General features: G+C 44.8%; 20 protein-coding genes. 19 read left to right on the plus strand and 1 reads right to left on the minus strand.

Annotated elements, in window-relative coordinates:
* Positions 1-83: 83 nt before the first annotated feature.
* From gpr to dnaJ, 16 genes are all read left to right on the plus strand, one after another.
* A complete protein-coding gene (gpr, locus tag UQ64_RS02470; RefSeq protein ID WP_060621946.1) occupies positions 84-1,085 on the plus strand; it encodes a GPR endopeptidase in 1,002 nt (333 codons plus the stop codon).
* A gap of 154 nt (positions 1,086-1,239) precedes the next feature.
* Positions 1,240-2,559, plus strand: a complete 1,320-nt coding sequence (locus UQ64_RS02475; RefSeq protein ID WP_060621947.1) for a stage II sporulation protein P — start codon at positions 1,240-1,242, stop codon at positions 2,557-2,559.
* A 63-nt stretch (positions 2,560-2,622) separates the two neighbouring features.
* On the plus strand, positions 2,623-3,108 hold the full coding sequence (locus UQ64_RS02480) for a hypothetical protein (RefSeq protein WP_060621948.1): 486 nt from the start codon (positions 2,623-2,625) through the stop codon (positions 3,106-3,108).
* Positions 3,109-3,242: 134 nt separating this feature from the next.
* Positions 3,243-5,057: a translation elongation factor 4 gene (gene lepA, locus UQ64_RS02485; RefSeq protein WP_060621949.1), complete on the plus strand. Its 1,815-nt coding sequence runs from the start codon at positions 3,243-3,245 to the stop codon at positions 5,055-5,057.
* A 108-nt stretch (positions 5,058-5,165) separates the two neighbouring features.
* Entirely contained in the window at positions 5,166-6,971 is a 1,806-nt protein-coding gene (locus tag UQ64_RS02490; RefSeq protein WP_060621950.1) for a sensor histidine kinase, read from the plus strand.
* On the plus strand, positions 6,956-7,723 hold the full coding sequence (locus tag UQ64_RS02495) for a response regulator transcription factor (RefSeq protein WP_060621951.1): 768 nt from the start codon (positions 6,956-6,958) through the stop codon (positions 7,721-7,723). Before UQ64_RS02490 ends, UQ64_RS02495 begins: the two co-directional genes overlap by 16 nt.
* A gap of 95 nt (positions 7,724-7,818) precedes the next feature.
* Positions 7,819-9,123 (plus strand): ABC transporter substrate-binding protein, encoded by a 1,305-nt coding sequence (locus tag UQ64_RS02500; RefSeq protein ID WP_060621952.1) that lies wholly within the window; start codon positions 7,819-7,821, stop codon positions 9,121-9,123.
* Between the two features lie 95 nt (positions 9,124-9,218).
* Positions 9,219-10,103, plus strand: a complete 885-nt coding sequence (locus UQ64_RS02505) for a carbohydrate ABC transporter permease (RefSeq protein WP_245237834.1) — start codon at positions 9,219-9,221, stop codon at positions 10,101-10,103.
* A gap of 34 nt (positions 10,104-10,137) precedes the next feature.
* Complete coding sequence (locus UQ64_RS02510; RefSeq protein WP_060621954.1) at positions 10,138-10,965, plus strand: carbohydrate ABC transporter permease; 828 nt, start codon at positions 10,138-10,140, stop codon at positions 10,963-10,965.
* A gap of 18 nt (positions 10,966-10,983) precedes the next feature.
* Positions 10,984-13,233 carry an FAD-dependent oxidoreductase gene (locus UQ64_RS02515; RefSeq protein ID WP_060621955.1) on the plus strand — a complete coding sequence of 750 codons (2,250 nt, stop codon included), beginning with the start codon at positions 10,984-10,986 and terminating at the stop codon, positions 13,231-13,233.
* Between the two features lie 101 nt (positions 13,234-13,334).
* On the plus strand, positions 13,335-14,507 hold the full coding sequence (gene hemW / locus UQ64_RS02520) for a radical SAM family heme chaperone HemW (protein WP_060621956.1): 1,173 nt from the start codon (positions 13,335-13,337) through the stop codon (positions 14,505-14,507).
* A gap of 93 nt (positions 14,508-14,600) precedes the next feature.
* Complete coding sequence (locus UQ64_RS02525) at positions 14,601-15,092, plus strand: N-acetyltransferase (RefSeq protein WP_060622036.1); 492 nt, start codon at positions 14,601-14,603, stop codon at positions 15,090-15,092.
* 104 nt (positions 15,093-15,196) lie between these two features.
* Positions 15,197-16,228, plus strand: a complete 1,032-nt coding sequence (gene hrcA, locus UQ64_RS02530) for a heat-inducible transcriptional repressor HrcA (RefSeq protein ID WP_042191003.1) — start codon at positions 15,197-15,199, stop codon at positions 16,226-16,228.
* Positions 16,229-16,277: 49 nt separating this feature from the next.
* Positions 16,278-16,856 (plus strand): nucleotide exchange factor GrpE, encoded by a 579-nt coding sequence (gene grpE, locus UQ64_RS02535; protein ID WP_060621957.1) that lies wholly within the window; start codon positions 16,278-16,280, stop codon positions 16,854-16,856.
* 216 nt (positions 16,857-17,072) lie between these two features.
* On the plus strand, positions 17,073-18,920 hold the full coding sequence (dnaK, locus tag UQ64_RS02540) for a molecular chaperone DnaK (RefSeq protein WP_060621958.1): 1,848 nt from the start codon (positions 17,073-17,075) through the stop codon (positions 18,918-18,920).
* Between the two features lie 257 nt (positions 18,921-19,177).
* A complete protein-coding gene (gene dnaJ / locus UQ64_RS02545) occupies positions 19,178-20,299 on the plus strand; it encodes a molecular chaperone DnaJ (RefSeq protein ID WP_042130386.1) in 1,122 nt (373 codons plus the stop codon).
* Positions 20,300-20,383: 84 nt separating this feature from the next.
* Here the strand turns inward: dnaJ and UQ64_RS02550 are convergent, their stop codons facing one another.
* Entirely contained in the window at positions 20,384-24,904 is a 4,521-nt protein-coding gene (locus UQ64_RS02550) for a S8 family serine peptidase (protein WP_060621959.1), read from the minus strand.
* A gap of 284 nt (positions 24,905-25,188) precedes the next feature.
* On the opposite strand from UQ64_RS02550, the gene UQ64_RS02555 reads away from it, so the two are divergent.
* The 3 genes from UQ64_RS02555 to UQ64_RS02565 all read left to right on the plus strand — a co-directional run bounded on the left by UQ64_RS02555 (position 25,189) and on the right by UQ64_RS02565 (position 26,235).
* Positions 25,189-25,548: a hypothetical protein gene (locus UQ64_RS02555; protein WP_060621960.1), complete on the plus strand. Its 360-nt coding sequence runs from the start codon at positions 25,189-25,191 to the stop codon at positions 25,546-25,548.
* 39 nt (positions 25,549-25,587) lie between these two features.
* On the plus strand, positions 25,588-25,767 hold the full coding sequence (locus tag UQ64_RS02560) for a YfhD family protein (protein ID WP_060621961.1): 180 nt from the start codon (positions 25,588-25,590) through the stop codon (positions 25,765-25,767).
* A gap of 93 nt (positions 25,768-25,860) precedes the next feature.
* Positions 25,861-26,235 (plus strand): hypothetical protein, encoded by a 375-nt coding sequence (locus UQ64_RS02565; protein ID WP_060621962.1) that lies wholly within the window; start codon positions 25,861-25,863, stop codon positions 26,233-26,235.
* The last annotated feature ends 10 nt before the right edge of the window (positions 26,236-26,245 follow it).

The raw sequence follows: 26,245 nt of genomic DNA on the forward strand, positions 1-26,245 counted from the left end.
ACTAAGTATCGCTTACGAAGCAAGTTTTGTTCGAAGTAACTCAAGGAAGTATATGCTTACAAAACTTTTAGGAGGCTGGAACAATGGAACCGGATCTGCAGCTATATTCGGTACGCACGGACTTGGCGTTAGAGGCGAAGGAAATGGCTCAAGGGCCACAAAGGACGCCAATCCCTGGTGTAAACGAAGAAGTGGAAGAGTCTGATGGGATAAAAGTTACCCGGCTTGGTGTGGCTAACGCTGCCGGATCACAGGCGATAGGCCGCGCGATTGGGAACTATGTCACGCTTGAGGTGCCAGCACTACGCGGTGGAGATACCGGCTTGCAGCAAAAAGTAGCTGAAGTCTTTGCTCGCGAATTCGAGGACTTCCTAACTAGGATTGGAATTGGTAAGGATGCTTCTGTTCTGATCGTTGGACTTGGTAACTGGAATGTGACTCCAGATTCACTGGGGCCGCTGGTTGTGGAGAATGCACTCATTACTCGCCAATTTTATGAGCTCGTGCCGGATCAGGTCTCTCCAGGCTATCGCAAGGTAAGTGCTATTGCTCCTGGGGTATTAGGATTGACCGGTATCGAGTCGAGTGAGGTTGTGCAGGGAATCGTGGATCGTACAAAGCCGGATCTCATCATCGCCATTGATGCGCTGGCATCCCGTTCGCTGGAACGGATCAATACGACGATTCAAATTGCCGATATCGGCATTCACCCAGGTTCGGGGATTGGCAATAAGCGGCGCGGATTGACGCAGGAAATTCTAGGTGTTCCTTGTGTTGCTATCGGTGTTCCTACAGTTTGCTATGCTTCGACCATTGTAAATAATGTACTGGAGATGATGAAGAATCATTTCGGGCAAGGGGCTGGTCACACCAAGGAAATCATGGGGATGCTGGACGATATTACCGAGCAGGAGCGATTGTCACTAGTGAAGGAAGTACTTGAGCCACTTGGACATGATTTGATCGTTACACCTAAGGAAATCGATGAATTTATTGAAGGCATCGCCAATATTGTAGCCAGTGGTCTAAATGCGGCCCTGCATGATGCGGTCGATCCTGAGAATGTTGGCGCTTATACCCACTAATTGAATCATAACTAGCACAAGTCCGGCGGGACTGATATACAGTATCCCGCCGGACTCTATGTCTATTCTCTCATTTACGGTTCTACTATTTCTCTTTCGCTCATAGATTTGGAGTATAAGAGATTACAGAGGGCTGGAGGAGGACATAAATATAATGAATAAAAAATGGTTTCAGCTTTGGAACATCGGCCGTTTACGTGGAAGAGTGCTGGATGCTTTATCGCTGGGAAGAACGATGCTGCTGTTGGCCGGAGGTTCGCTAGTATTTTTTATGCTGCTTGGCGCTGGTGGATTGGCCGGACAGAAGTTGAACTCTTCACCCATTCCATCTATGAAGGGGCTTGCGGCCTCCCTATCGAGTGGATTTTTCATGGAGCTGTTGGGAATGGAGGTCCCCCATTTACCGCAAGGGAAAGAGCCTTCCGCTTTTTCAGGTGAAAAAGTAACTTCCTTTGTATTTCAATTGCTGACCAGTGTGAATCCAAGTGATCCGAAGAGTCTAGTTTCTCGTGAAGTGCCAGGCTTGGCAGCGGATGATCCATTTCTTTTGCGAAAAGGCTCGGGTGGCTCTACAGGAGCACCTGTTGATTATCATCCGGGAACGGATGAACTGGCTGAGGGTGGAGGGGAAGCGGATGATCCATCTGTTCCAAATGAAGTGGACAAGCCTGAAGATACTCCAACACAGCAGCCTGAAACGACTATAGCTCCGTCTCCTGAGCCATCAGGAGCTGCGGGAGGTACGGATAAGAGTGATCCGCAAAAAGAGACAGATAGTACCAAGGACACTTCGGTTAAACGGATCCTTATTTATCATTCACATCCCCGGGAGGCCTACAACCCTCTACTAGGAGTAGCGAACGAAAATCCAAGCTCGGCGGTTTCTTCTAAAAATGTAATGCTGGTAGGATCATATATTAAGAAAAGATTGGAACAACGCGGGATTGGTACAGTTCATGCCAAAGAAGATTTTTTAACTAAAATTGCCGACTATAACTGGAACTTTTCTTACAAATACTCCCGAATGTTGGTTAAATCTGCGATGAGCACAAATCAAGAAATGAGTGAACTTATCGACATTCACCGCGACTCACAGCGTCATGGCAAAACAACTGCAGTGATTGATGGGAAAAGTTACGCTCAGGTGTATTTTATTATTGGACATGCGAATAAAGATTGGAAGAAGAACGAAGAGTTTGCGAACAAGATTCATCAAACGATTGAAAAGAGTTACCCAGGAATATCTCGCGGGATATGGGGAAAAGCTGCGGGTAAAGGAAACAACGGGGAGTACAATCAAACCCTCTCACCCAATAGTGTCTTGATTGAAGTGGGCGGTATTGATAATACAGCAGAGGAATTGAAGCGTACAGCTGATATTTTGGCAGATGCTATTGCGGATGTGTACTGGAGCAGTCATGACTCGGAGAAGGTAAATGCTACAACACCCCGAAAGCCGAACGGAGCCTCCTAACCTGTAGACATTCAAGTAGAGTAAACAGCCTTATTACCAAGTATTTAAAAAGGAGTGGCTTACATGTCTCGTTTCGGTAAAAAACTGGTTATAGTCGGTATTTGGGCAGGGGTCGGCATACTGTTAGGTATACAGTTTAGTGGCAGCGGAGGGGCAACCGTCTCTAAGCTGCTGCCAGGCTGGACCGATCTATCAACTACGCCAACCAGTCAAGTGACGGGCATGCAATCACAGCCGATAAAGAATGGGGTTACACAAGGTGGGCAGACTTATGTGTATGTTCCGATGGTGATCGACCCTATCACAGGTGCATACACACCTGTTTCTCCATTACCTCAGAATAGTAATTCTGTGCCAACTACAGATCTTCCTCAGCAGGTGGTAGAAGGTTATAATACAAAAACTCCGGAGCAGATTCTGATTCCTGAAGAACAAAAGCCGACAGTCGATGTGATAGCGGATAAAACGGCGGGCCTTCTGCAGCAGGCTTCTCAGAAGGGCATACGCTGGGTAGTCTCATTGTTCGATTCGGCGGAAGAATCACAATGATTTCAGGAGAAACAGTTATTTCACGGGTACGTGAATAGCTGTTTCTTCTGTTTTACGTAAGGGCGGGATTGATGGAGTAAGCTTGTACTGTTATAATAAGTGGATTAATATCAGGCTGTCTGTGGGGGTAAGGAATGACTGACGTTCAGAAAAGACAACAACAAATTCGCAATTTCTCGATTATTGCACATATAGACCATGGTAAATCGACACTAGCTGACCGCATTTTGGAATACACGGGGGCACTAACCACGCGTGAAATGCAGGAACAGGTACTCGATCAGATGGATCTGGAGCGCGAACGTGGTATCACAATAAAGCTGCAAGCCGTGCGTTTAACCTATCGTGCAGACGATGGTGTAGATTATTATCTCAACTTGATTGATACACCGGGACACGTCGATTTCACCTATGAAGTTTCCCGCAGTCTTGCAGCATGTGAAGGCGCACTCTTGGTCGTGGATGCGGCTCAAGGGATTGAAGCGCAGACACTGGCCAATGTGTATTTAGCACTGGATAATAACCTGGAAATCCTACCTGTGCTCAACAAAATTGATTTGCCAAACGCTGACCCTGACCGGGTAAAGCAGGAGATTGAGGATGTTATCGGGCTGGATACCAGTGAAGCGGTTATGGCATCTGCCAAAGCCGGTATCGGGATCAAGGAAATTCTGGAGCAAGTGGTGAAGCAGGTTCCTGCGCCATCCGGTAATTCAGAAGAGCCGCTTAAAGCGTTGATCTTTGACTCTCACTACGATCCTTATAAAGGGGTTATCGTCTATGTGCGCGTAATGGACGGGAAGATCCGTGCAGGATCGAAGATTAAGATGATGGCAACTGAGAAGACCTTCGAGGTCATTGAAGTTGGCGCATTTATGCCGCGTATGACCATTGTCGATGAATTGAACATCGGGGATGTTGGATTTATCGTAGCTGGGATCAAGCATGTTGGAGATACCCGTGTCGGTGATACTGTCACTGACGCAAAGAACCCTACTGCTGAGCCGCTTCCGGGTTACCGTAAGATCAACCCGATGGTATATTGCGGGTTGTATCCGATTGAGACCTCCGATTATAACGATCTTCGTGAGGCATTGGAGAAGCTCCAGCTTAACGATGCTTCGCTAAGCTTTGAGCCGGAAAGCTCGAGTGCGCTTGGATTTGGCTTCCGTTGCGGATTCCTTGGACTCTTGCATATGGAGATCATTCAAGAGCGGATTGAACGCGAGTTCAATCTGCCGCTAATCACAACAGCACCGAGTGTTATTTATCGAATTATGCTGACCAATGGCGAAATGATTCAAATCGACAACCCGTCACATTATCCGGAAATCGGAACGATTGACTACATTGAAGAGCCATATGTTAAAGCAGCAATCATCGTGCCTAACGACTTTGTAGGTACCGTTATGGAGCTGTGCCAGAACAAACGCGGCGAGTTCGTAAATATGGAGTATCTTGATACGAATCGTGTAACGATTACTTACGAAATTCCACTGTCTGAAATCGTTTATGATTTCTTTGATCAGTTGAAATCAGGTACAAAAGGTTACGCATCCTACGACTATGAAATTTGCGGGTACCGTCGTTCGAATCTGGTCAAGATGGATATCTTGCTTAACAATGAGCAGGTTGATGCCTTGTCCTTTATCGTCCACCGTGATCGTGCATACAACCGCGGACGTATCATTTGTGAGAAACTGCGTGGGATTATCCCTCGTCAAATGTTCGAAGTGCCGATTCAAGCCTCTGTGGGTACGAAGGTGGTTGCGCGTGAAACCGTTAAGGCGATGCGCAAAAACGTACTTGCTAAATGTTACGGCGGTGATATCTCGCGTAAGCGGAAGCTGCTTGAGAAGCAAAAAGAAGGTAAGAAACGCATGAAGCAAGTAGGTAGTGTAGAGGTACCACAAGAAGCATTTATGGCAGTACTGAAGATCGACGAGTAGAAATTAGGTAGAGCCGGGAGAATATCCCGGCTCTATTTTTTTGAGCAGGAGAAGATTACAATAGGGTGGAAGGATTGTAAGCACATACAATGTAAGGGGAGTCCTAGTTTGAAACGATTATATTTGAGACTTACACCTAGTACCTTTAAGAATCGGATTTTGTTAGCTTTTTTACTATTGGTATTAACACCAATTGCTGTACTCGTTCTGTATAACTTCAAAGAAACAGAACAAATGCTGCAAGATAACGCGGAAACGAAGAACATGGAGCAGCTGATTGGCATTAAGAATGGTTTTGTCGATCTAATGAGTCTCGTTATGAAAACAGGGTTATTACTCGAACAAGATACGACGATCTTATCTATAATGAAGAATCCTGAGCAGTCTGACGAAATCACGAGAAAAAAGCTCGTTGAAAGCAAGTTTGGGGCGATTGAAAATACATTCTTCATGAGTGGAGCGACGGTTTATTATACTTTAATCGACCTCCATGGAAACGCATACACTTCTTTTATGCCGAAGGATACCTTGAGCTATGGCGAAATTCAATCAGAGGATTGGGTTCAAGCGTTGAAGCAAGAAGGGTCAAATCGATATATATGGAATCCGAATGACAGGAATAATGTTGTTCGGGAAAGTACAACAAGTAATAAAATGCTTAGTCTCTATGAGGTTATGCGTGACAATGCCTTGAATATTTACGCCTATGCAAGACTGAGTATCGATTACGAGGAGTGGTTCACTAGATCGGCCTTAGGGAGTAGACAGGAAGGGTCCTTTTTTCTGCTCGATGCCTCAGGGAGAGTGATGCTTAATCCGAATAGGGACGAGACCTTTTCTCCTGATATTGCGCAGAGTATTGTGAAGAGTACCAGCCAACAGCAGACAGCGCGTGCTGCATCGATCATCGACCCGAAGGAGAAAAGCTTATACACGTACAGCTACATCGAAGAATTGAATGGCTATGTCGTTAAAAAGGTACAGCTAGCACAGCTATTTCTTGAGGTGGATAAGCAGAAACAGAGATTTTTTGGCGTATTTGGAGTTATTCTACTACTATTCGTTCTGTTAACTTATTTCATATCATCGACGATTACAGTACCGCTTAAGAAGCTGCAGAAGAAGATGGAAATGACCGCTAAGACGAATCTCAAAATGAAATTACCCGAGCAAGGGCGGGGAGAGATTCTTGCACTGACTCAGAGCTTCAATATAATGATCCATGATTTAAATGAGCTGTTGCAGCGTCTTCAGCTTGAAGAAAAACAAAAGCAATTCGTTCGATTTCAGGTATTACTCTCGCAGATGAATCCACATTTTCTCCTTAATACATTGAATACGATAAAGAGCATCGCTTTAGATAAAGATGATGATGAAATTTATGAAATTTGTGTTGCACTAGGAAAAATATTGGAAACGACATTAAATACTGAAGTAGATTTAATCCTGTTAAAGGATGAGATCGTACTGATTGAATCGTACATGGAGATTCAGCGGCAACGCTTCGGACATGGGATTGAAATTCAATATGATATCAACGAGGAGCTACAATATGCATTAATCCCTAAATTCTGTCTTCAGCCCTTAATTGAAAATAGCTTGATTCACGGCTTCGGTCAGTCTGTGAAACAAGGGAGAATTGATATTTCCGCTAAGGTGACTGGACAACAGCTGTATCTGCAGGTTAAAGATAACGGCATGGGGATAGAAAGAGCACAGCTGAATAAGGCTACACGGAAACGTAAAGGAATCGGTGTTCAGAATATTAGGGAGAGCTTGGAGCTGTTGTTCAAGAATCAACGGACAGGCATGGACATTGTATCTTCGGACACAGGAACTGAAGTGATCATCCATTTTCCATTCCTTATTTCAAAACCTTACGATGGAGGTAAGCTCACATGTGGAGAACGTTAATTGTGGATGATGAACAACCTGCGGTTAAAAGTATACGGAAGCTATTCTTAAAGGCTGGAATTCCGTTTGAAATTATAGGTGAGGCGGAGAATGGAGAAGCAGGCTTGCAAATGATTCGTGAGCTTCGACCTGATGTGGTCGTGACGGATATCAATATGCCAGTGATGGATGGGGTGAAGCTCCTTCAAGTTGCACGAGAGGAAGGCTTCGACTGCCGATTTGTAATGTTGACCGCACTAAGTGAATTTGAATACGCCCGGCAAGCGCTCGTATTTGGGGCTTCGGACTATATTCTGAAGCTATCTTTAGATCTCCAAGGTTTGAAGCAGACCATGGGTAAGGTTCATGCCGAGCTGGAGCGAATGGTGAAGATGAAGAAGGCTGATAAATGGTTTCCTGAGAAACAACAAACGGGACCGACAGATCATGTGGAGATGAACAAAATTATTGCTTATATTGAAGAACATTATTCTGAGGACATCTCGCTCAAATCCATGTCAGAGTTGATCCGAATGGATGCGAGCTATATAAGTGACTTATTCAAGAAAAAGACAGGGAAAACGTTGACGAATTATATTCAAGAGCGGCGTATTCAGGCTGGGAAAATGCTGCTTGCAGAGACGAAGCTAACGATTAGTGAGATTGGGCAGCAGGTGGGCTTTGAGAACGATAATTATTTTATTAAAATTTTCAAAAAGTGGTGTGGGGTCACGCCAAATGAATTCCGCAAAGAACCAAAAAACGTTCTATAGTTTCCCAAATGTAGTTCATCCCCCAGAATCAGCTCTGATGATAAAGTTATAGACGTAGAGCACAACACATAATCCTTCCAAGGGGGAAGATATCGATGAAGAATAAGTGGTATCCTGCAGTGCTTTCTGTCTTATTAGCAGGTACGATGCTGGCTGGTTGTGGTACTAGTGGAAGTAATGATGCGCAGGGCAGTACAAATGGACAAACAGCAAAGGAGAAAATAAAGCTTACGATGTGGGGGGCAGTTCCTGCAGAAGCCGGACCTCAAACTGTAGTTGATAACTGGAATAAAGAAAATCCAGATATTCAGGTCGAGTATATACGTTATGTAAATGATGATGCTGGAAACTTAAAGCTGGACACAGCGTTGATGACCAATCAAAACGCAGATCTTTATATGAACTACGATCTTCCCCATTTACAGAAGCGTGTAGATGCAGGCGTTGCTTTAGAACTAAGTGCAAAGACAGATTATGATATTGATAGCCAGATAGGTCAGGATGCGGCGTTGTGGAAAATCAATGATAAATACTATGGCATGCCAACGAAGAAAAATATGTCGTTCGTATGGTTAAACAAAGATATGCTGGATGCAGCAGGCTTACCGATACCTGCAGTGGACTGGACTTGGTCGGATCTTGAGGAGTATGCGAAGAAGTTAACGAAGCCTGATGTGTTCGGACTATTGCAGGCAGAATCCTCCTTCACAGCAACGATGGACGGTACGCTTGCTGGAATGGGTGTAAAACAGACAGATGGTACCTCGAATTTTGGTAATCATCTCTGGAAACAGCAATTGGAAATATTGCATAACATGATGTTCGTGGATAAATCTACACCTGAATATGGAGAGCAATTAACGAGTAAAATGCCAGTTGACACCATGTTCCTGCAAGGACAAACTGCAATGCTATCAGCGGGTGAGTTTATTTTCCGAAATGCGAACAATCTGAAGGATTATCCTCATGACTTCAAAACCGCGTTCGCTGCTATTCCAAGAGTGAATAAAGATCAAACCGATTATAAATACCCGGGCGGTGTGGGTGACGTTCTTTCTGTAAACGCGAAGTCGAAAAACCAAGACGCAGCTTGGAAGTTCGCAAAATGGTATGCGGATGGCGGTATGCTGCCAATGGCAAGCGGTGGTCGTATTCCAGCCTCTAAGAGTGTAGACAGTAAGGAAGCGATGAGCCTTCTCTTGAAAGGTGTAGAGGACAAATATGATACAGATTCAATGAATAATATTGTATTCGGCAAGTTCCCATCCTTCCAGCTAAATGTACCGCAGCAAGCCGTTGATGCACGTAAAGAAGAGTATGAAAAATACTTCTTAAATAAGCAAGATATTGATACCACAATGAAAAATATGCAAACCCGTTCGCAACAGTTAATGAAATAAGAAAATAGTTAGCACACACAAAAGAGAAGAAGGAGGATTTCTTCGTTCTTCTCTTTCGTGTACCCATTTTTCAGCATACGAAAGGCGGCGATACCGTGAAGCGGAGAAGCTGGATGGACAGACAAGGCTGGATCGGCATGACCTTTATTCTCCCGAATATGATTGGTATTCTCTTATTCTTTGTTATTCCTGCAATCTTTTCCTTTGTTCTCATGTTTACGAATTATCAATTTTCAAATCCGAATTGGCAATTTACTGGGCTGGATAATCTCAAACGGTTGTTCCATGACGATAATTTCTATGCCTCGATCAAATATACGGTGATATTCCTGATATCGGTTCCAGTATCGATGGTGCTCGCTTTTATTGTAGCGCTATTTCTAAACCGCAGTGTGTATCTTAAAGGCGTATTACGTGGAATGTTCTTCCTGCCGTATATCTCCAGTGGAGTAGCCGTTGCATTTGTCTGGATGCTGCTATTTCAGCCTTCACAGGGACCCATCAATGAAATGCTTCGCTGGATTGGCATTGCATCGCCGCCAGGATGGTTTGCGGATACGGAAACCTCAATGTATGCCATTGATATCGTACAAATCTGGCTGATGCTTGGCTACAATATGATCATATATTTAGCTGCACTACAGGAAATTTCGACAGAACAGCTGGAAGCTGCCCGGATCGATGGTGCAAGCACATTCAAAACAACATGGAAAATTGTATGGCCTCTTGTTAGTCCAACAACTTTCTTATTAATGATTACCGGATTAATTATGACGATGAAATCGTTCTCGATTATTCAAGCCATTACGGCTGGAGGTCCTAGCGGAAGTACGACGGTCTTATCACTATTCGTTTATAAAACGGCATTCAGTTATTACGATATGGGATACGCTTCAGCCATTTCATGGTTCTTGTTCGCCGTCATTCTCGTCATTACAGTCATTCAGTGGATCGGCCAAAAACGCTGGGTTCATTACTGAATAACTGAAACCATAAATTAAAGGAGCAGGCGGTATGAATGAAAAAGCAGGAAACATGAAGGTGAAGCTGCCAGTAACGATCATCATGTTTGTTCTAGGACTATTTATGATTGTACCTTTCCTATGGATGCTTAGCACATCTTTTCAGACACCTGCCGAGGTGTTTAACAAATGGCTGCCTTCATCTCTCAATTGGAGCAATCATATTCGGGTGTGGACAGGAAGCTATGATTTTGTTCCGTATTATTTAAATTCACTTAAGATTTCGATCATAGGAACAGTGGGTGCTGTGTTTCTATCAGCCCTCGCAGCTTACGGATTTTCACGTACTTCGTTCAAAGGGCGAGATGGTCTATTTGTCGTCTACCTTTCGATGATGATGATTCCGCCTCAGGTGCTTTTTGTTCCAAAGTTTATCATGTTTAACTGGGTAGGGATTTACAATACGCATTGGGCGCTTATCTTACCAGCCATGTTCTCGATCTTCGGTGTATTTATGCTTCGGCAGTTCTTCATGAGCATTCCTAAGGAAATTACGGAATCTGCTTTTCTGGATGGGGCAGGGCATTACAAGATATTTTTTCGCTTAGTTCTGCCATTAGCGAAGCCAGCAATAGCTACGTTTGCTATTCTCGATTTCTCCTGGCAATGGAATGATTATGAGAATGCGCTTGTATTCTTGCAAAGCCCTAAGCTATACACTATTCCGCTTGGGTTACAGAATTTTATACTTGAGAACAATGTGGACTACAACGGGATGATGGCCGCTTCATCGGCAGCAATCATTCCAATGATCATCATTTTCTTCGTGGGTCAAAAATATATTATCCAAGGGATTTCGAGTTCAGCTGTGAAAGGCTGATTATGGGAGGGAATAGACATGAGAAGAGAAACGGTTAAATCCGATGTGACAGTGGTTGGTGGTGGACTTGCAGGGATGAACGCGGCGATTGCTGCAGCTCGCCTTGGGCTACAGGTAGCACTGGTACAGAATCGTCCTGTACTTGGTGGTAACTCGAGTTCAGAGGTTCGGGTGTGGGTATGTGGTGCAACAGGACATGGGGTAAATCGCTATGCACGTGAGACAGGCATTATGGGCGAGCTGTTTATCGAGAATCAATACCGGAACCCGGAAGGGAATCCGTACTTATGGGATCTAACCTTGCTCGAAGCCGTGAAGGCAGAGCCAAATATCAGCTTGTTCCTGAATACCGACGTACATGAGGTAGAAGCTGATGGTGAGGCAGAGGATCGTAAGATCCGCAGTGTGACCGGCTGGATGACGGGATCTGAGCGTTTGATCACGTTCGAGAGCGACGCATTTCTCGATTGTACAGGTGATGGATTGGTAGGGTTCCTAGCAGGAGCAGAATTCCGATTAGGGCGTGAAGCACGCCATGAATTTAATGAGGAATGGGCGCCAGAGGTTTCTGATAACGTTACATTAGGCAGCACATTACTATTCTATACGAAGGACGCAGGGAGACCCGTTCGCTATATTGCTCCATCCTTTGCAAAGGATATTACAACAACGTCGATCCCCATCCGTCGGGTCATTCGGAGTGGTGATTCAGGCTGTCACTACTGGTGGATTGAGTGGGGCGGTGAGCTTGATACGGTGCATGAGAACGAACGTATACGGGACGAGCTATCCTCTGTTATTTATGGGATTTGGGATTATATCAAAAACTCAGGCCATTTTGATGCCGAGAATATGACGCTAGAGTGGATTGGTTCGATTCCTGGCAAACGTGAATACAGACGTTTTGTTGGCGATACGATTCTTACACAAAACGATATTATCGCGCAGCGTGAGTTTGAAGATCGGATTGGATTTGGAGGTTGGTCGATTGATCTGCATCCACCACAAGGGATGTACGCACAAGAGAGCGGCTCGAAGCATCTTCATGCGGATGGGATCTATCATATTCCATTTAGTTCGCTCTATTCGAAGAATGTGCGAAACCTACTCTTCGCGGGTCGGAATATCAGCGCATCTCATGTGGCTTTTGGAACAACACGCGTCATGGCAACCTGTGCGATCATGGGTGAAGCGGCCGGAACAGGCGCAGCATTATCCGTCATCAAAGGTGTGACCCCTCGTGAAATTCGCGAGCAGCATATGCATGAATTGCATCAGATGATGTTAAAGCAAGATGCTTCGATTATTGGATTGCGCAACGAGGATTCGCTAGACCTTGCGAGAAAAAGCGAGATTCATACGTCCAGTACGATGAATGGTATATTGCTGGATCGTCCAGTTGAAGCTTATAAGCTTTCTCATGATGTAGGAATTTTGTTCCCGGTTGAAGGGAATATCCGTGGGTTGAAGCTTCTTGTGTCAGCAAGTATTCAGTCAGAGCTGTCCGTGGAGCTATGGACGACTGGACGTGCGGAAAATTACGTGCCAGCGGAGTGCAGACAGGTTAATGTTATAGCAGTACAAGCTGGAGAACAGCAATGGATTGACGTTCCGGTACAAGAGGAGCAGTGGAGTTCAATCGGCGCAGGTAATGTCTTCGCTATTATTCGAGCCAATGAGCATATTCAATTGCATATCTCAGAAACCCCAATCACAGGGGTCATTACATTTGAGCGAGGTGCTAAATCCGTTGTTGATTCAGCGCTGGAGGATCATCAGCCAGATCAGCCGGTGATGGAGTGGAGCATGAAACAACTTGTACGCAAGCATTTCTGCTTTGCAGTAGAAACATCCGCATATGCTGCATCTAAAGTCACCGACGGATATGTTCGACCTTTCGCGGGACCACATAGCTGGGTTTCTGAGCCGATGACAGCTGGTAGAACGGAGTGGGTAGAGGCGCGTCTCCCGGATGCTGCCTTAGTCTCTGAAATTCATTTTACCTTTAACGATGATGTTAATGAGGATCTTATCAACTTACATCACCATGAAACGCCATTTCTAGTGATTCCTGAACTGGTAAAGGCTTACGATGTAGAGTTGCATATGGATGGCGCGTGGCAAGTCATGCTCCGTGTTAAAGACAACCATCGCCGGAAGAACGTACATCGCTTAGAGAAGCCTGTCCTTACGGACGCTGTTCGGATCGTTATTCATGAAACCAACGGTGGAGAACGAGCAGAGCTTGTGGAAATGAGGATTTACTAATTTCTAAATGATCACCCTTGGAGGGAAGCCATCAGGCTTCCCTTTTCTTGTTTTTTAGATTACACTAGTCAAACGATATTTTTATATAAAGGAGACAGCTAATGACCACGAATACTAATGGCCGTCCCCCTGAGGCCGTATACATTCATATTCCTTTTTGTACCAATAAGTGCTTTTATTGTGATTTTAATTCCTACGTTCTCAAGGATCAGCCGGTTATGGATTATCTCCAAGCCTTGGATCGAGAAATGGAGCAAACCGTCAAGAATACTCCACCGGGTGTTATCAAAACGATCTTTGTCGGCGGCGGTACCCCAACAGTACTGAAACCCGATGAGATGGCTTATTTTCTAAAATCAGTTCGGACACATTTCCCAAACTGGGATAAAGATATCGAATTCTCTATGGAAGCAAATCCGGGAACTACGGATATAGATAAGTTGACGGTTATGAAAGAAGGCGGCGTGAATCGGGTGAGCTTTGGTGTTCAGGCGTTTCAGAATGAACTCCTTACGGGCATTGGCCGGATTCATAATGTTGACGATGTATACCGCAGCTTGGAGAATGCTCGTGCAGTCGGACTTAACAACCTGTCGGTTGACCTTATGTTTGGTTTGCCGAACCAAACTGTAGAGATGCTGGGCGAAAGTATTCGTAAGGCGCTCGAGCTAGATTTACCCCACTATTCTATTTACAGCTTGAAGGTGGAGGAGAATACTCTTTTTCACACCCTATTTAATAAGAACAAACTTCCTCTTCCTAATGAAGAAGATGAACTGCAAATGTACCTTTTGTTGATGTCATCTATGAAGGAAGCGGGCTATAACCAATACGAAATTAGTAACTTCGCAAAACCAGGCATGGAGAGCCGTCACAATATCACTTACTGGCGTAATGAAGATTATTATGGTCTCGGAGCAGGTGCGCATGGATATGTGGGCCGCCAGCGTCATATTAATGTTAAGGGTGTAAATCCTTATGTTGAAGCTACACGTAAAGGCCTGCCTCGATTAGACGCATACCCAATCACTGAAGCAGAAGCGATGGAGGATTTTATGATGGTTGGCCTGCGTATGCATGAAGGCGTCTCTAATGAGGCTTTTCAAGCGCAATTTGGGCGTTCAATAGAGGATGTGTTTGCGAAATCCTTGCATAAGATGCTGCATGCAGGTCTGCTTGAGCACGAAGAGGGGACTTACCGACTCAGCAAGCAAGGAATCCTTTTTGGGAACGATGTTTTCGCAGAATTCGTAGGCGCACTGACAGAAGTTTAATTTTAAAATACCCCTTGAATTGTAATTCACTCTGTTGTATATTTATTCATATTATCAACAGAGGGGTGAATTAAAGTGCTTGCCAAGACGGAAATGATCCGCCATTCGTCTCCAGCAGGAGACGCACAGGTGATTTGCAGAAATGCTGTGATAGAAGATGTTGAACCGTTGTATCTGATGATAGAAGAATACGCACAGCTCGGTATCATGTTGCCTCGTTCCAGGCAGGCGCTGACACGCCAGATTGATCAATTTGTTGTTGCCGAGATTGGTGGCAGATTCGTTGGCTGTGGTTCACTCTTCAGACTCGGGAATGATCTTGTAGAGATTCGCTCGATAGGTCTGAATGACGAAGGTAAGGGCAAAGGTGTAGGCTCAATGATTTTAGAGAAGCTGGTTGAGGAAGCCAGAAACCAGAAAATCCCTAAGGTCATGGCACTAACCTACGCCGTAGATTTCTTTCTTAGAAATGGATTCGAAGTCGTCGAGAAAGAGATTTTTCCAGAAAAGGTATGGACAGATTGCGTGAATTGTAAAAAGCAGCATGCCTGCGATGAAATAGCAGTACTTAAGATGCTGAACTGACTTGACAATGTCAATGTCAGTTTGGTATTTTTGTATTAGTGGTTAGCACTCATCTGAGTCGAGTGCTAACGAATCGGAGCCAACAGCCGATAGGAGGGGATAACATGTTAACTGATCGCCAGAGAATGATACTAAATGCAATTGTAGATGATTATATTTCATCAGCAGAACCAGTAGGATCTCGCAGCATTTCTAAACGGGGGGATGTAGGGTATAGCCCTGCAACTATTCGAAATGAAATGGCTGACCTAGAGGATTTGGGTTATCTCGAGCAGCCTCATACATCGGCAGGGAGAATACCTTCCCATAAAGGATACCGATATTATGTGGATCATCTGGTACCGTGGAATTCCGCCGAAACGGCAGAGATGGGCACGATCCGCGCTTTTTTTGCCGAGAAGCTGAATGCGATGGAGCAGGTAATCCAACATGCGGCGATGATTCTTTCCAATATGACGAATTACACTTCCATCCTTCTGGGACCGGAGGTTTTTCATACATCATTGCGTCATTTTCAGTTGTTACCACTAGATGATAAAACCGCTGTAGCGATTATCGTTACAAGTACGGGGCAAGTTGAGAACCGTACGGTGAACATTCCACCGGAGATTTCCGTTTCCGAGATGGAGAAAGTGGTTAACCTACTGAATAGTAAGCTGGTCAATGTACCACTCTATAAGCTGAAGACTCGGCTGTATTCCGAGCTTGGCGAGGAAATGCAGCGTCACATCTCACATTATGAGGAATTAATGCAAGTGCTAGACATTGCGCTGGAAAGTGATCAAGAGCAGCGTATCTATCTTAGTGGAGCCACGAATATGCTTACACAGCCTGAGTTCAAGGATGTTGACAAGGTGAAGAGCATTCTTGATCTGCTGGAAGAGACGCCTACATTGCTCAAAATGCTGGCCCCTACAACAGGCGGCACAGGTATTCAGGTGCGAATAGGAACGGAGAACAATCATGAAGCGTTCGCTAACTGCAGTCTGATTACCGCCACTTATTCTCTTGATGGGCAGGCCCTGGGAAGCATTGGGATCCTTGGACCGACACGAATGGAATATGCAAGAGTGATGGGGATCTTGGGCATTTTATCCCGAGATTTGACAGCGATGCTGGCACACTGGTATAAGTGAACAGAGTCAACATTGATAACGTGAATGATTTTAAGGAGGTGAAGACAACTTGAAAAAGGAACAAGTTCAAGATGCTAATGAATTCAAAGATGATTTGATAAATGAGGAACCTGAGGCTGATGTAGCTTCGGAAACCAACTCATTTACAGAAGAAGTTAGTGAAGGTGCTTCAGACACAGGTGCGGAGGTAAAACGCCTGCAGGATCTCGCTGATGAATATCAAGGACGTGCGTTGCGTGCGCAGGCTGATTTCGATAACTTCCGTCGTCGTACTCAGAAGGAGAAAGAAGAGTTGGCTCAATATGCCACCTCCAAGCTCGTAACTGAATTGCTTTCAGTACTGGACAATTTTGAGCGTGCGTTGGTCACTACTCCTAGTAGCACTGAATCCGAAGCTTTCGTGAAGGGTGTTAATATGATTTTCCGTCAGCTAGATGGGGTATTGAAGTCCGAGGGACTTACGGCTATGGAAACAGTAGGACAGCCTTTTAATCCTGAATACCATCAGGCTATTATGCAGGTGGAGAGCGAGGAGTACGAAGAGGGTATCGTAACGGAAGAGGTCCAAAAGGGATACCTCCTGAAAGATAGAGTCCTTCGTCCTGCTATGGTCAAAGTCAGCATGTAATCTGTCTATATAGGACGGGCAGTTTCTGTCCACCATCGTTACCAATCGAATTTTTCTGAAAATATAAGATAGTATAAGTTTCATGCTATACATTATCCTTATATTTCTCGCATAAACGCTTATCGTCCTGATAAGGACGCCGAAGGCGTTTATGCTTGTATTTTTATAATTTAAATGAGCGAATGCTCCATATACCTTTAGAGGAGGCAAATTATTGTGAGTAAAGTTATCGGTATTGACTTAGGAACCACGAACTCTTGCGTTGCCGTAATGGAAGGCGGCGAAGCCGTTGTAATTCCAAACCCAGAGGGCGCACGTACAACCCCTTCGGTGGTAGGTTTTAAGAAAGACGGCGAGCGTATCGTCGGTGAAACAGCTAAACGCCAAGCAATTACTAACCCTGATCGTACGATCAGCTCTGTTAAACGTCACATGGGTACTAACCATAAAGAAAGCATCGATGGTAAAGACTACTCCCCACAAGAAATTTCAGCAATGATTCTTCAAAAGCTGAAATCCGATGCAGAAGCATATCTTGGCCAAACTGTTACTCAAGCAGTTATCACAGTTCCTGCTTATTTCAATGACAGCCAACGTCAAGCTACTAAAGATGCAGGTAAAATTGCAGGCTTGGAAGTTCTGCGTATTGTGAACGAGCCAACAGCTGCAGCTTTGGCATACGGTCTGGAGAAATCCGAAGATCAAACCATCCTTGTCTATGACCTTGGTGGCGGTACGTTCGACGTATCCATCTTGGAATTGGGCGATGGCTTCTTTGAAGTAAAAGCTACAAGCGGTGACAACAAACTTGGTGGCGATGACTTTGACCAAGTCGTTATGGATTACCTGGTATCTGAATTTAAGAAAGAGCAAGGCATTGATCTGAGCAAAGATAAATCTGCTGTACAACGTTTGAAAGACGCTGCTGAAAAAGCGAAGAAAGAACTGTCAGGCGTTCTGACAACTACGATCTCGCTTCCGTTCATCACTGTTGTTGACGGAGTACCTCAGCATTTGGAGATCAACTTGACTCGTGCGAAGTTTGATGAGCTCACTGCTGGTCTGGTAGAACGTACTTTGGGACCAGCTCGTCAAGCCTTGTCTGATGCTGGTATGACGCCTGCAGACCTTACCAGAATCGTTCTGGTTGGTGGTTCTACACGTATCCCTGCTGTACAAGAAGCAATTAAGAAGCTTACAGGTAAAGATCCACACAAAGGTGTGAATCCGGATGAAGTTGTAGCTCTTGGTGCTGCTGTTCAAGCGGGTGTATTGACTGGTGATGTTAAGGACGTTGTATTGCTCGACGTAACTCCGCTTTCCCTCGGTATCGAAACTGCAGGTGGCGTGTTCACGAAGATGATCGAGCGTAACACTACAATTCCTACAAGTAAATCTCAAGTATTCTCGACCTTTGCTGACAATCAACCTAGCGTAGAGATTCACGTGCTACAAGGTGAGCGTCAAATGGCGAACGGCAACAAAACACTGGGACGCTTCATGCTGAACGAGATTCCACCAGCACCACGTGGCGTACCACAAATCGAAGTTTCTTTCGATATTGATGCCAACGGTATCGTGAATGTATCTGCAACAGATAAAGGTACGAACAAGAGCCAAAAGATCACTATCACTTCTTCCAGCGGTCTGAGCGACGCAGAAGTAGAACAAATGATGAAGGATGCCGAGCTTCACGCTGAGGAAGACCGTAAGCGTAAAGAATTGGTAGAAGCGAAGAACAGCGCTGACCAACTCGTGTATTCTACTGAGAAAGTGATCAAAGATCTTGGGGATAAAGCTGATGCTTCCGAAGTTGAAAAAGCAAACGAAGCTAAAGATAAAGTGAAAGCAGCACTTGAAACTGACAATCTTGAAGAAATCAATGCAGCTACAGAAGCATTGACTGAGATTGTACAACAGTTGTCCATGAAGCTGTACGAACAAGCTGCTCAAGCAGAGCAAGGTGCTGAAGGTGGCGCTGGAGCTGCTGAAGGCGCTCCTAAGAAAGACAATGTAGTTGACGCTGATTATGAGGTTGTTGACGAAGATAAGAATCAAGGGTAACCTTAAACGATAAGTGTATAGGGCGTAACTGATAAATTCTTATATAGTTAAGAAGGGAAGGTCAAAACCGGGTCATCCCGTGTTTTGACTTTCCTTTTGTAATATCAGTTTGCACACTCTTCGCGAATGCGCCTTCTGATATTGTAAGAATAAACATCTGCTGGAACTGGATGGTCAGATCCTAAGGTTTTATCGTATAATGGTTTCTTTGACAGGTAATTAGGAATTTGAGTATGTAACGTACGGAGGTGAAAGCAGTGGCAGATAAACGCGATTATTATGAAGTGCTTGGCCTCAGTAGAGATGCTTCAGACGACGAGGTGAAGAAAGCGTACCGGAAATTGGCGCGCCAATATCACCCAGACGTGAATAAAGCAGATGACGCTGAAGCTAAGTTTAAAGAAGTAAAAGAAGCTTATGATGTTCTTAGCGATGGACAACAACGAGCTAGATATGACCAATATGGTCATATTGATCCTAACCAAGGTATGGGCGGCTTCGGAGGCGGTGGTGGCGACTTCGGAGGTCTAGGCGATATCTTTGATATGTTCTTTGGTGGCGGTGGACGCCGTGATCCTAACGCACCACAGCGTGGCGGGGATTTGCAGTATACGATGACCATTGAATTCAAGGAAGCGGTATTCGGTAAAGAAACCGATATTACTATTCCACGTACGGAAACTTGCGATACCTGCTACGGCTCCGGGGCTAAACCGGGTACTAAACCAGAGACTTGTTCCACTTGTCATGGTAGTGGGCAACAGGAATTCGTACAGAATACACCACTTGGACAGATGCGTAATCGTCGTCCATGTTCGCATTGCAGTGGTACAGGTAAGATTATTAAGGAAAAATGTACAACTTGTAGCGGTCAGGGTAAAGTTAAGAAGCAGCGTAAGATTCATGTGCGCATCCCTGCAGGTGTCGATGACGGTGCACAGCTGCGCATGACTGGCGAAGGCGAGGGCGGCTTACGCGGTGGTCCTGCTGGAGACTTGTATATTGTTATCCGTGTCAAATCGCATGATTTCTTCGTACGTGAGAACGATGATATTATGTGCGAGGTTCCACTTACGTTTGCACAGGCAGCACTTGGCGATGAGATTGAGATTCCTACCTTAACGGAAAAAGTGAAGCTGAAGATTCCTGCGGGAACACAAACCGGTACTTTCTTCCGCCTTAAAGGCAAAGGTGTTCCACGTCTACGTGGATCTGGCCAAGGTGACCAGCATGTTAGAGTCATTGTTGTGACACCTAGCAAGCTGAATGATGAACAAAAAGATTTGTTGCGACAGTTCGCCTCTCTAAATGGAGAAAACACACATGAGCATGAACAATCCTTCTTTGATCGTGTGAAGCGTGCGTTCCGCGGGGACTGATATTTCTAACTTCATTAATCCACTAATTGAATAAAAGCTGTTCCGATGCAGGATATGCATTGGAACAGCTTTTTTATCATTCAACTAGATGTTGTTCGAAGAACGTAGGTCCTCAAGCACGCGGCTCAGAATCGTGGCTGCTTGTGCACGAGTCAGAGTTCCTTGTGGATTGAAGCTGTCCGCAGTAACACCTTTGAGATAACCTTTGGTTACAGCATAGGCTACAGCGTTACGTACTTCTGCAGCGATGCTGTCGGCATCCTTAAAGCTTAAAGGTGTCTTGGCTACTGTAAGATCAGCACCAAGAGCCTTAGCGATGATAAGAGCTGCTTCCTCGCGAGTTAGCACATCACGAGATCCACTTTCTTTGATGCGAGTACTCCAAGTGTCACCTTTTCCAAGTAGACGGTCGAAGAGTGTTAGAAGCTCTGCCTGATTTAAGGTGTCAGCAGGCTTAAAGCTGCCATCGGCTCCTTTGCCGGCAATGATACCATGTGAAGCAAGGATTTCGATATCGGTTTGAGCCCAGTGTGTGCCAATATCTTTAAAGCTTATTTTTCGGGATGCTGCACTGTAAGAACCGTCACCAGTAACGTTAAACTGTAGAATCCCTTCTTTAGAGATAGAACCAGGTTGTAGATAGGACCATTTATGATCTTTTAATTCTACATAAGCGGCAGTCTTTCGAGCATCATGTAGACTGCTGGCTTTTAGATGAAGCTGAAGGATGATCGGCTTTCCGGTAGTCCAACCATTCTTGATGGTGAGAATGGAAGAACCGATATTTATTGCTGCTGAGCTACCTGCTAAAACTGCTGTGTTGCCCGCATCTGTCAGGCTAATCGTAAGGATCAAACCATTACTGTTGATGAAATCCGGAAGTGTTGCCGCTGGAATAAGTATATTGAACCCACTGCCGTTTAGGCGTAATACATTCTCCGATTTCTTTAACTGCTCGGCTTGGGCCGGGGTAAGAGTAATAACAACTTGGCTATATTTATTGAAGCTTACATCGCTAAGATCAAGTACAGATTTTTTATCTTTTGCCTTCTGGATCGAATTGGCTAATGCAGTGTCTAAGATGTTAAACACCGCTGAAGGCTTACCACCTGCTGGATCTGCTGTCTCTACTAGCTTCCCTGATATCAATGCGATTCCAGAAGCCGGAGCACTGGTAGCTGTAGGTACATACGAATCAGATGATGGTGTCGGCGTCGGCGTCGGCGTCGGCGTCGGTGTCGGTGTCGGTGTCGGTTTCGGTGTTTCAGGTGTATTTACAGTTACGCTTACCGTTCTCAAACCAGATGGGATTGTTGATGTTGTAGCATCATTCCAGATCTGTACATCGTACAGCTCCAAGTCGTATTTTCCTGTTATAGATGGTTTGAAGGTTATTTGGGCTAGTGAGCCAGAGCCGTGATAAGCACCACCTGACAGATTGACAGTATACTGTGTCAGTTTACGGCCGTCTTCTAGATCATAGGTTTGTGAGAATTCTGTAAGTGGAACACCAGAGAAATTCTCCTCTTGATACGTAGCCAGTTGTACGCTTGGCTGGATTGCTGGTGTTTCGAGGGAATCGTCGTAAATGACAGCGAATGAAGCCCCATAGACGCCATAAACCTCATCTGTCACGGAATACCCTAGATCAACGGTTACCGGTCGTCCCACATCAATGGTGGCTGCAGATAGAGAGGGAGTTACATTGAAAATACCATCCCCTGTGCTATAAAGCAGTCGCTGAGTATAATCATCGTCGTCTGCGCCATTACCTATTTTATCAACCACATAGATTTTGTACTCATTAAGCCCCTCATTAACAGGAACGTCAATGGAAAAAGCACCGTTATTTGCAATCACACCGCCAAATTTATAAGTATTCCCATCATAATGTTTACCTTCGGCGTACACAGTAAACCAGTTTCCAATAGGGTTTGTGGCGGAAATATAATGGGCCATTAGGTCATCATCAATGAAACCACTGATTTGTGCCGCACCAGGATCGGTTGGCGCTTCACGTTCATACTCCTCAAGTGTGATGCCGGAAACTAATGGCTTCTCGGTATCAATTGTGAACTCGATTCTTTGTTTCTCGAGCAGTTGCCCATTGGGAAGCACTGGCGTGATGTAGTAGTGACCATCTGCTAAAGTGGACTTGGCGGAGGTCTCCAGGTCTGTTAACGTTCCATCCCAATTTGGAATCTCGTACACGCCACGATAGACCTTTTCATCGATAGAATAAACTTCACCTAAAACTGTCGCAGGATCATCTATTGGTGAGGTTACGAAACTTATGCCATCCAGCTCTTCGTTGACAGAAAAGGTAAAGGTGGTGTCATCTGAGCGTTCATCACCATTAGGAGAAATCTGTGGACTTTCAAAAGAAAGTTGATTCACAGGCGCTAAATTGAATTGGTCGCCGACAAGTGCATTAAAAGGAAGACGAAGAGTTTCTGTATCAGAGGTAAGGAACAGGATACCCTCATATGCGCCCTCTTTTGCTGTGTCAGATACATTCAGTGTAAATTGTGCATATTGATCTGTACCTGAGGTAACGGTGCTTGGTGCAATATTAATACTAATGTCTTCACCAGGCGCTTCTGTAAGCCATTCGGTGGACAGAGTGTAGGTTGATCCATTCTCCTTAAAGTCTTCTACATAAACTGATTTCGTTACACTAGCTCCTTTTGGGAGCAGGCCAAAGGACAAGGAACCTGTGTAATAAGGGATTTCTACAGTCCCAGGAAGGCCGCTAATTAAGCTCTCTCCGACTTTAGCGATAGATCTAGCTGTTGCTGATTTCTCCAGATTAATCAATCCGGCACCTTGTTGGTACAAAGAGTAAGGATCTCCATCACGGTTAAAGATAGAATCAGCATTATTCATCAGCAGCGCTTTAATTTCATTTGGCTTCAGATCAGAGTTTTCACTCAGTAACAAAGCCACAGCTCCTACAACATGTGGGGTTGCCATACTGGTGCCGCTTTTTAAGCCAAAAGCATGTTCGTAGTCCTCATTCCAGCTAGGAATTGTGGAGTTGATATTGACCCCTGGCGCAACAACATCAGGTTTGATTAGATAATCCGGCATCCCCGGACCCATAGAGCTGAAGTTCGCTAACTGATTTACTTCAAGCCCTATATAGTAACTGATGATATCTTTAGCAGCAGCCAATTGAGCCTTTATCTTTTGGCCATCTGCTTGAGTAATTCCGTAGGTAGGAATGTAGTTCCCGGGCGTACCGAGGGTGGGAGTGATTTCACCAGCAGCATTATTAGCAATTAGGACAAGCTTGGCTCCAGCTGCTTTGGCATTTAGAGATTTATCTCCGAAACTCAGCCCACCTCGCTCGACAAGCACTACCTTATCCTTAACATCCAAATTTGTGTAATCGGAAGGACTCCCAAGGCCAGCGTAAACGATCTTACTGCCAGCAGTATTATCAACTAAATCTGGGGAGTAAGTTGCTAATGTCCCTGGAATTTTTTTAACCTCGCCAAAATCAAAGAAAGGGGTATTCACTGGGGTAGTAGAAGCACCTACACTAAGTGCAAGTTGGGATCCAGCGGGTTCGCCAAGTGTTCCTACATCCGGTCCAGCGTTACCGGCGGCAACAACAACATTCACGCCCGATTTTATGGCGTTGTCTATCGCGATTGAATTTGCGGAATAGCTTTGGTTGACATCAGAGCCCAAGGAGAGGTTAATTATATCGGCTCCATCAGCGACCGCTTTCTCAATACCCGCGATTACAACCGCTGTGGGCCCGGAACCATAGGGGCCAAGTACACGATACGCGTACAAATCCACCTCAGGTGCAACATCCAAAATAGTACCGGCTACGTGAGTGCCGTGCGAGGTTTCGTAAGGGTTACCTGCTTTTGGAGGAAAGTTGGCATCAGGGGGTGTTTCTGACGGATCATCATCCTGATCGTAGGCATCGTAACCACCCTTATAATTATCTTTTAATAAAGGGTGATTTTTATCGATGCCGGTATCGACAACGGCTACCTGTACTCCTTCTCCTGTGTAACCTAAATCATGAAGTTTATCCGCGCCAATAAGATTGCCACTGTCTGAATAGGAAGGAGTAACAGGCAAAGTTGCTACCTCAACACTGTCTGCTAACGCATGTACTTCATCATTTGGATAAACAGCCGCGACACCTGAAAGCTCTAGCAGCTTGTTAACTTGATTGGCTGGCAGTGTAATGGAATATCCGTTAAAAATCTCACTGTATTCAAAACCGATGTCGGCATCGATTTTTTGCGCTGAGGAAATAAAGCTTTTATGCTCTGAGATAATTTTACTGCGTTGTAAGGAGACTGAGGATCGTAAAGAAGAAGTTTTAGCTTCATTTTCATACACACTGACTGGTTTATTAGTTAATTCCACGATTACGGATACTGGTGCTGAACCTTTGAGCACACCCGCGTAGTTATGAGGGGTCACACTTTGAGACTGTACATTATTAACTAGGTTAGTTGATGATTCAAGGGATGAGTTCGCAAATGCAGCGGATGGAAAAAGGACAGAAACAGCCAGTCCGAAGCTCGCCGCCCCAAAACCAAATTTTTGAATAGAGTGTTTAAAGGTACGTTTCAAATAAGTTCATCCTCCCAAATGAATTTTTATATTGCAGTGTGTATCTGTAGTTCTCCTCCTCAACATAAATTGTAAAAAATTATGAAAATTAAATTTATTCTACAGCTATACCTTCAAATCGAATATACAACTTTAGTACTATATTGCAGGGAAGCGTTGAGGAAAATGTCGAATTCCCAGTAGATAAGTGGAATATGAGAAAAAAAGGGCATAAAACAAGCAAAATAAAGACAATATAAAGGAATGCAACAGATATCTGAATTTCGAGCGAGAGCGGGGATAAGATGTCGGAAAGATCTATTTTGGCTTATTTTAAAAGTCCTGAGGAAGCGGAAGGTGTTGCTCGTAAGCTCCGTGTACTTCGGGCAATCGAAATCTCCATTGATCGCTTCAGTAGATATGGAGGCACGAGCTTTAGCTCAGGGGTAAACCCAGTGACAGGCAATGTTGCCAGAATGGACTCCATGACTGCTGAGCGTGCGCACACCGGCATACTAGCTGCTGCTGATACAAGCGGGAGTGGGATGAGTCATGGCGGAGATGGTGGGCCGACGGGTAGAGATATTTTGCTTACGGTGATCGTGCATTCAGAGTCCTATGATCAGGCATTACGCTTAATTGAAGAAGCAGGCGGGATGATTTGAATAATGATTTCATTCATAAGAAGGGAGATGATCGATACTATGGATAGAGAGAACTCACAAATATTCTCAAAGACCGAGAAGATGAAAATGCTGTACGAGGCGAAGGCAGAGGATGTGGAGTTTTCGGCGGCGGAGGCAGATCTGGAGGATGTCGAAGCACAGGCTCGAGCGCTAGAAGCAGACAAACGTCAGCTGCATGAAATTATGAAAAAAGAATAGATGCAAAAGCTAGGGCAGATACCTCACATTGTGGGGTATTTTTGCGTTCTGGTGTGTATAATTAGGGGAATAGCCCAAGTAGGGAGGGAGAATATGGATAACGTTATTTTATGGGTAGGTTTAGCGCTGTTTATTGCATTCTTAACTTTTATGAATCAGAAACAGCTGTACTCTTCAAAAGTAAAACAGGCTTACCGTGAGCTGCGGGAGCTGACTGAAAAAGTTCGGTTGGAACGATCTGAGGCAAGCGATTTATACCGTTGGGAAGTAGAATTAGCCGAGATGGAGAAACACCCGAACGAACTTAATAAACTGGATGCTGAGATTGGGCTTCGCCAGGCCTTTGTGATGTATTTGGAACGGCATAGTCCTCAGGATGTAAGACTTCCAAGTTTAAAGGAGGCAGCTGCCCATCAGAAGGATTCGGTATGGGGAATCAAGATGGGAGACTACGGATCCAAGAAATAAGGAAATGTAC

Source organism: Paenibacillus etheri (assembly GCF_001012825.1).
GTDB lineage: Bacteria > Bacillota > Bacilli > Paenibacillales > Paenibacillaceae > Paenibacillus_AQ > Paenibacillus_AQ etheri.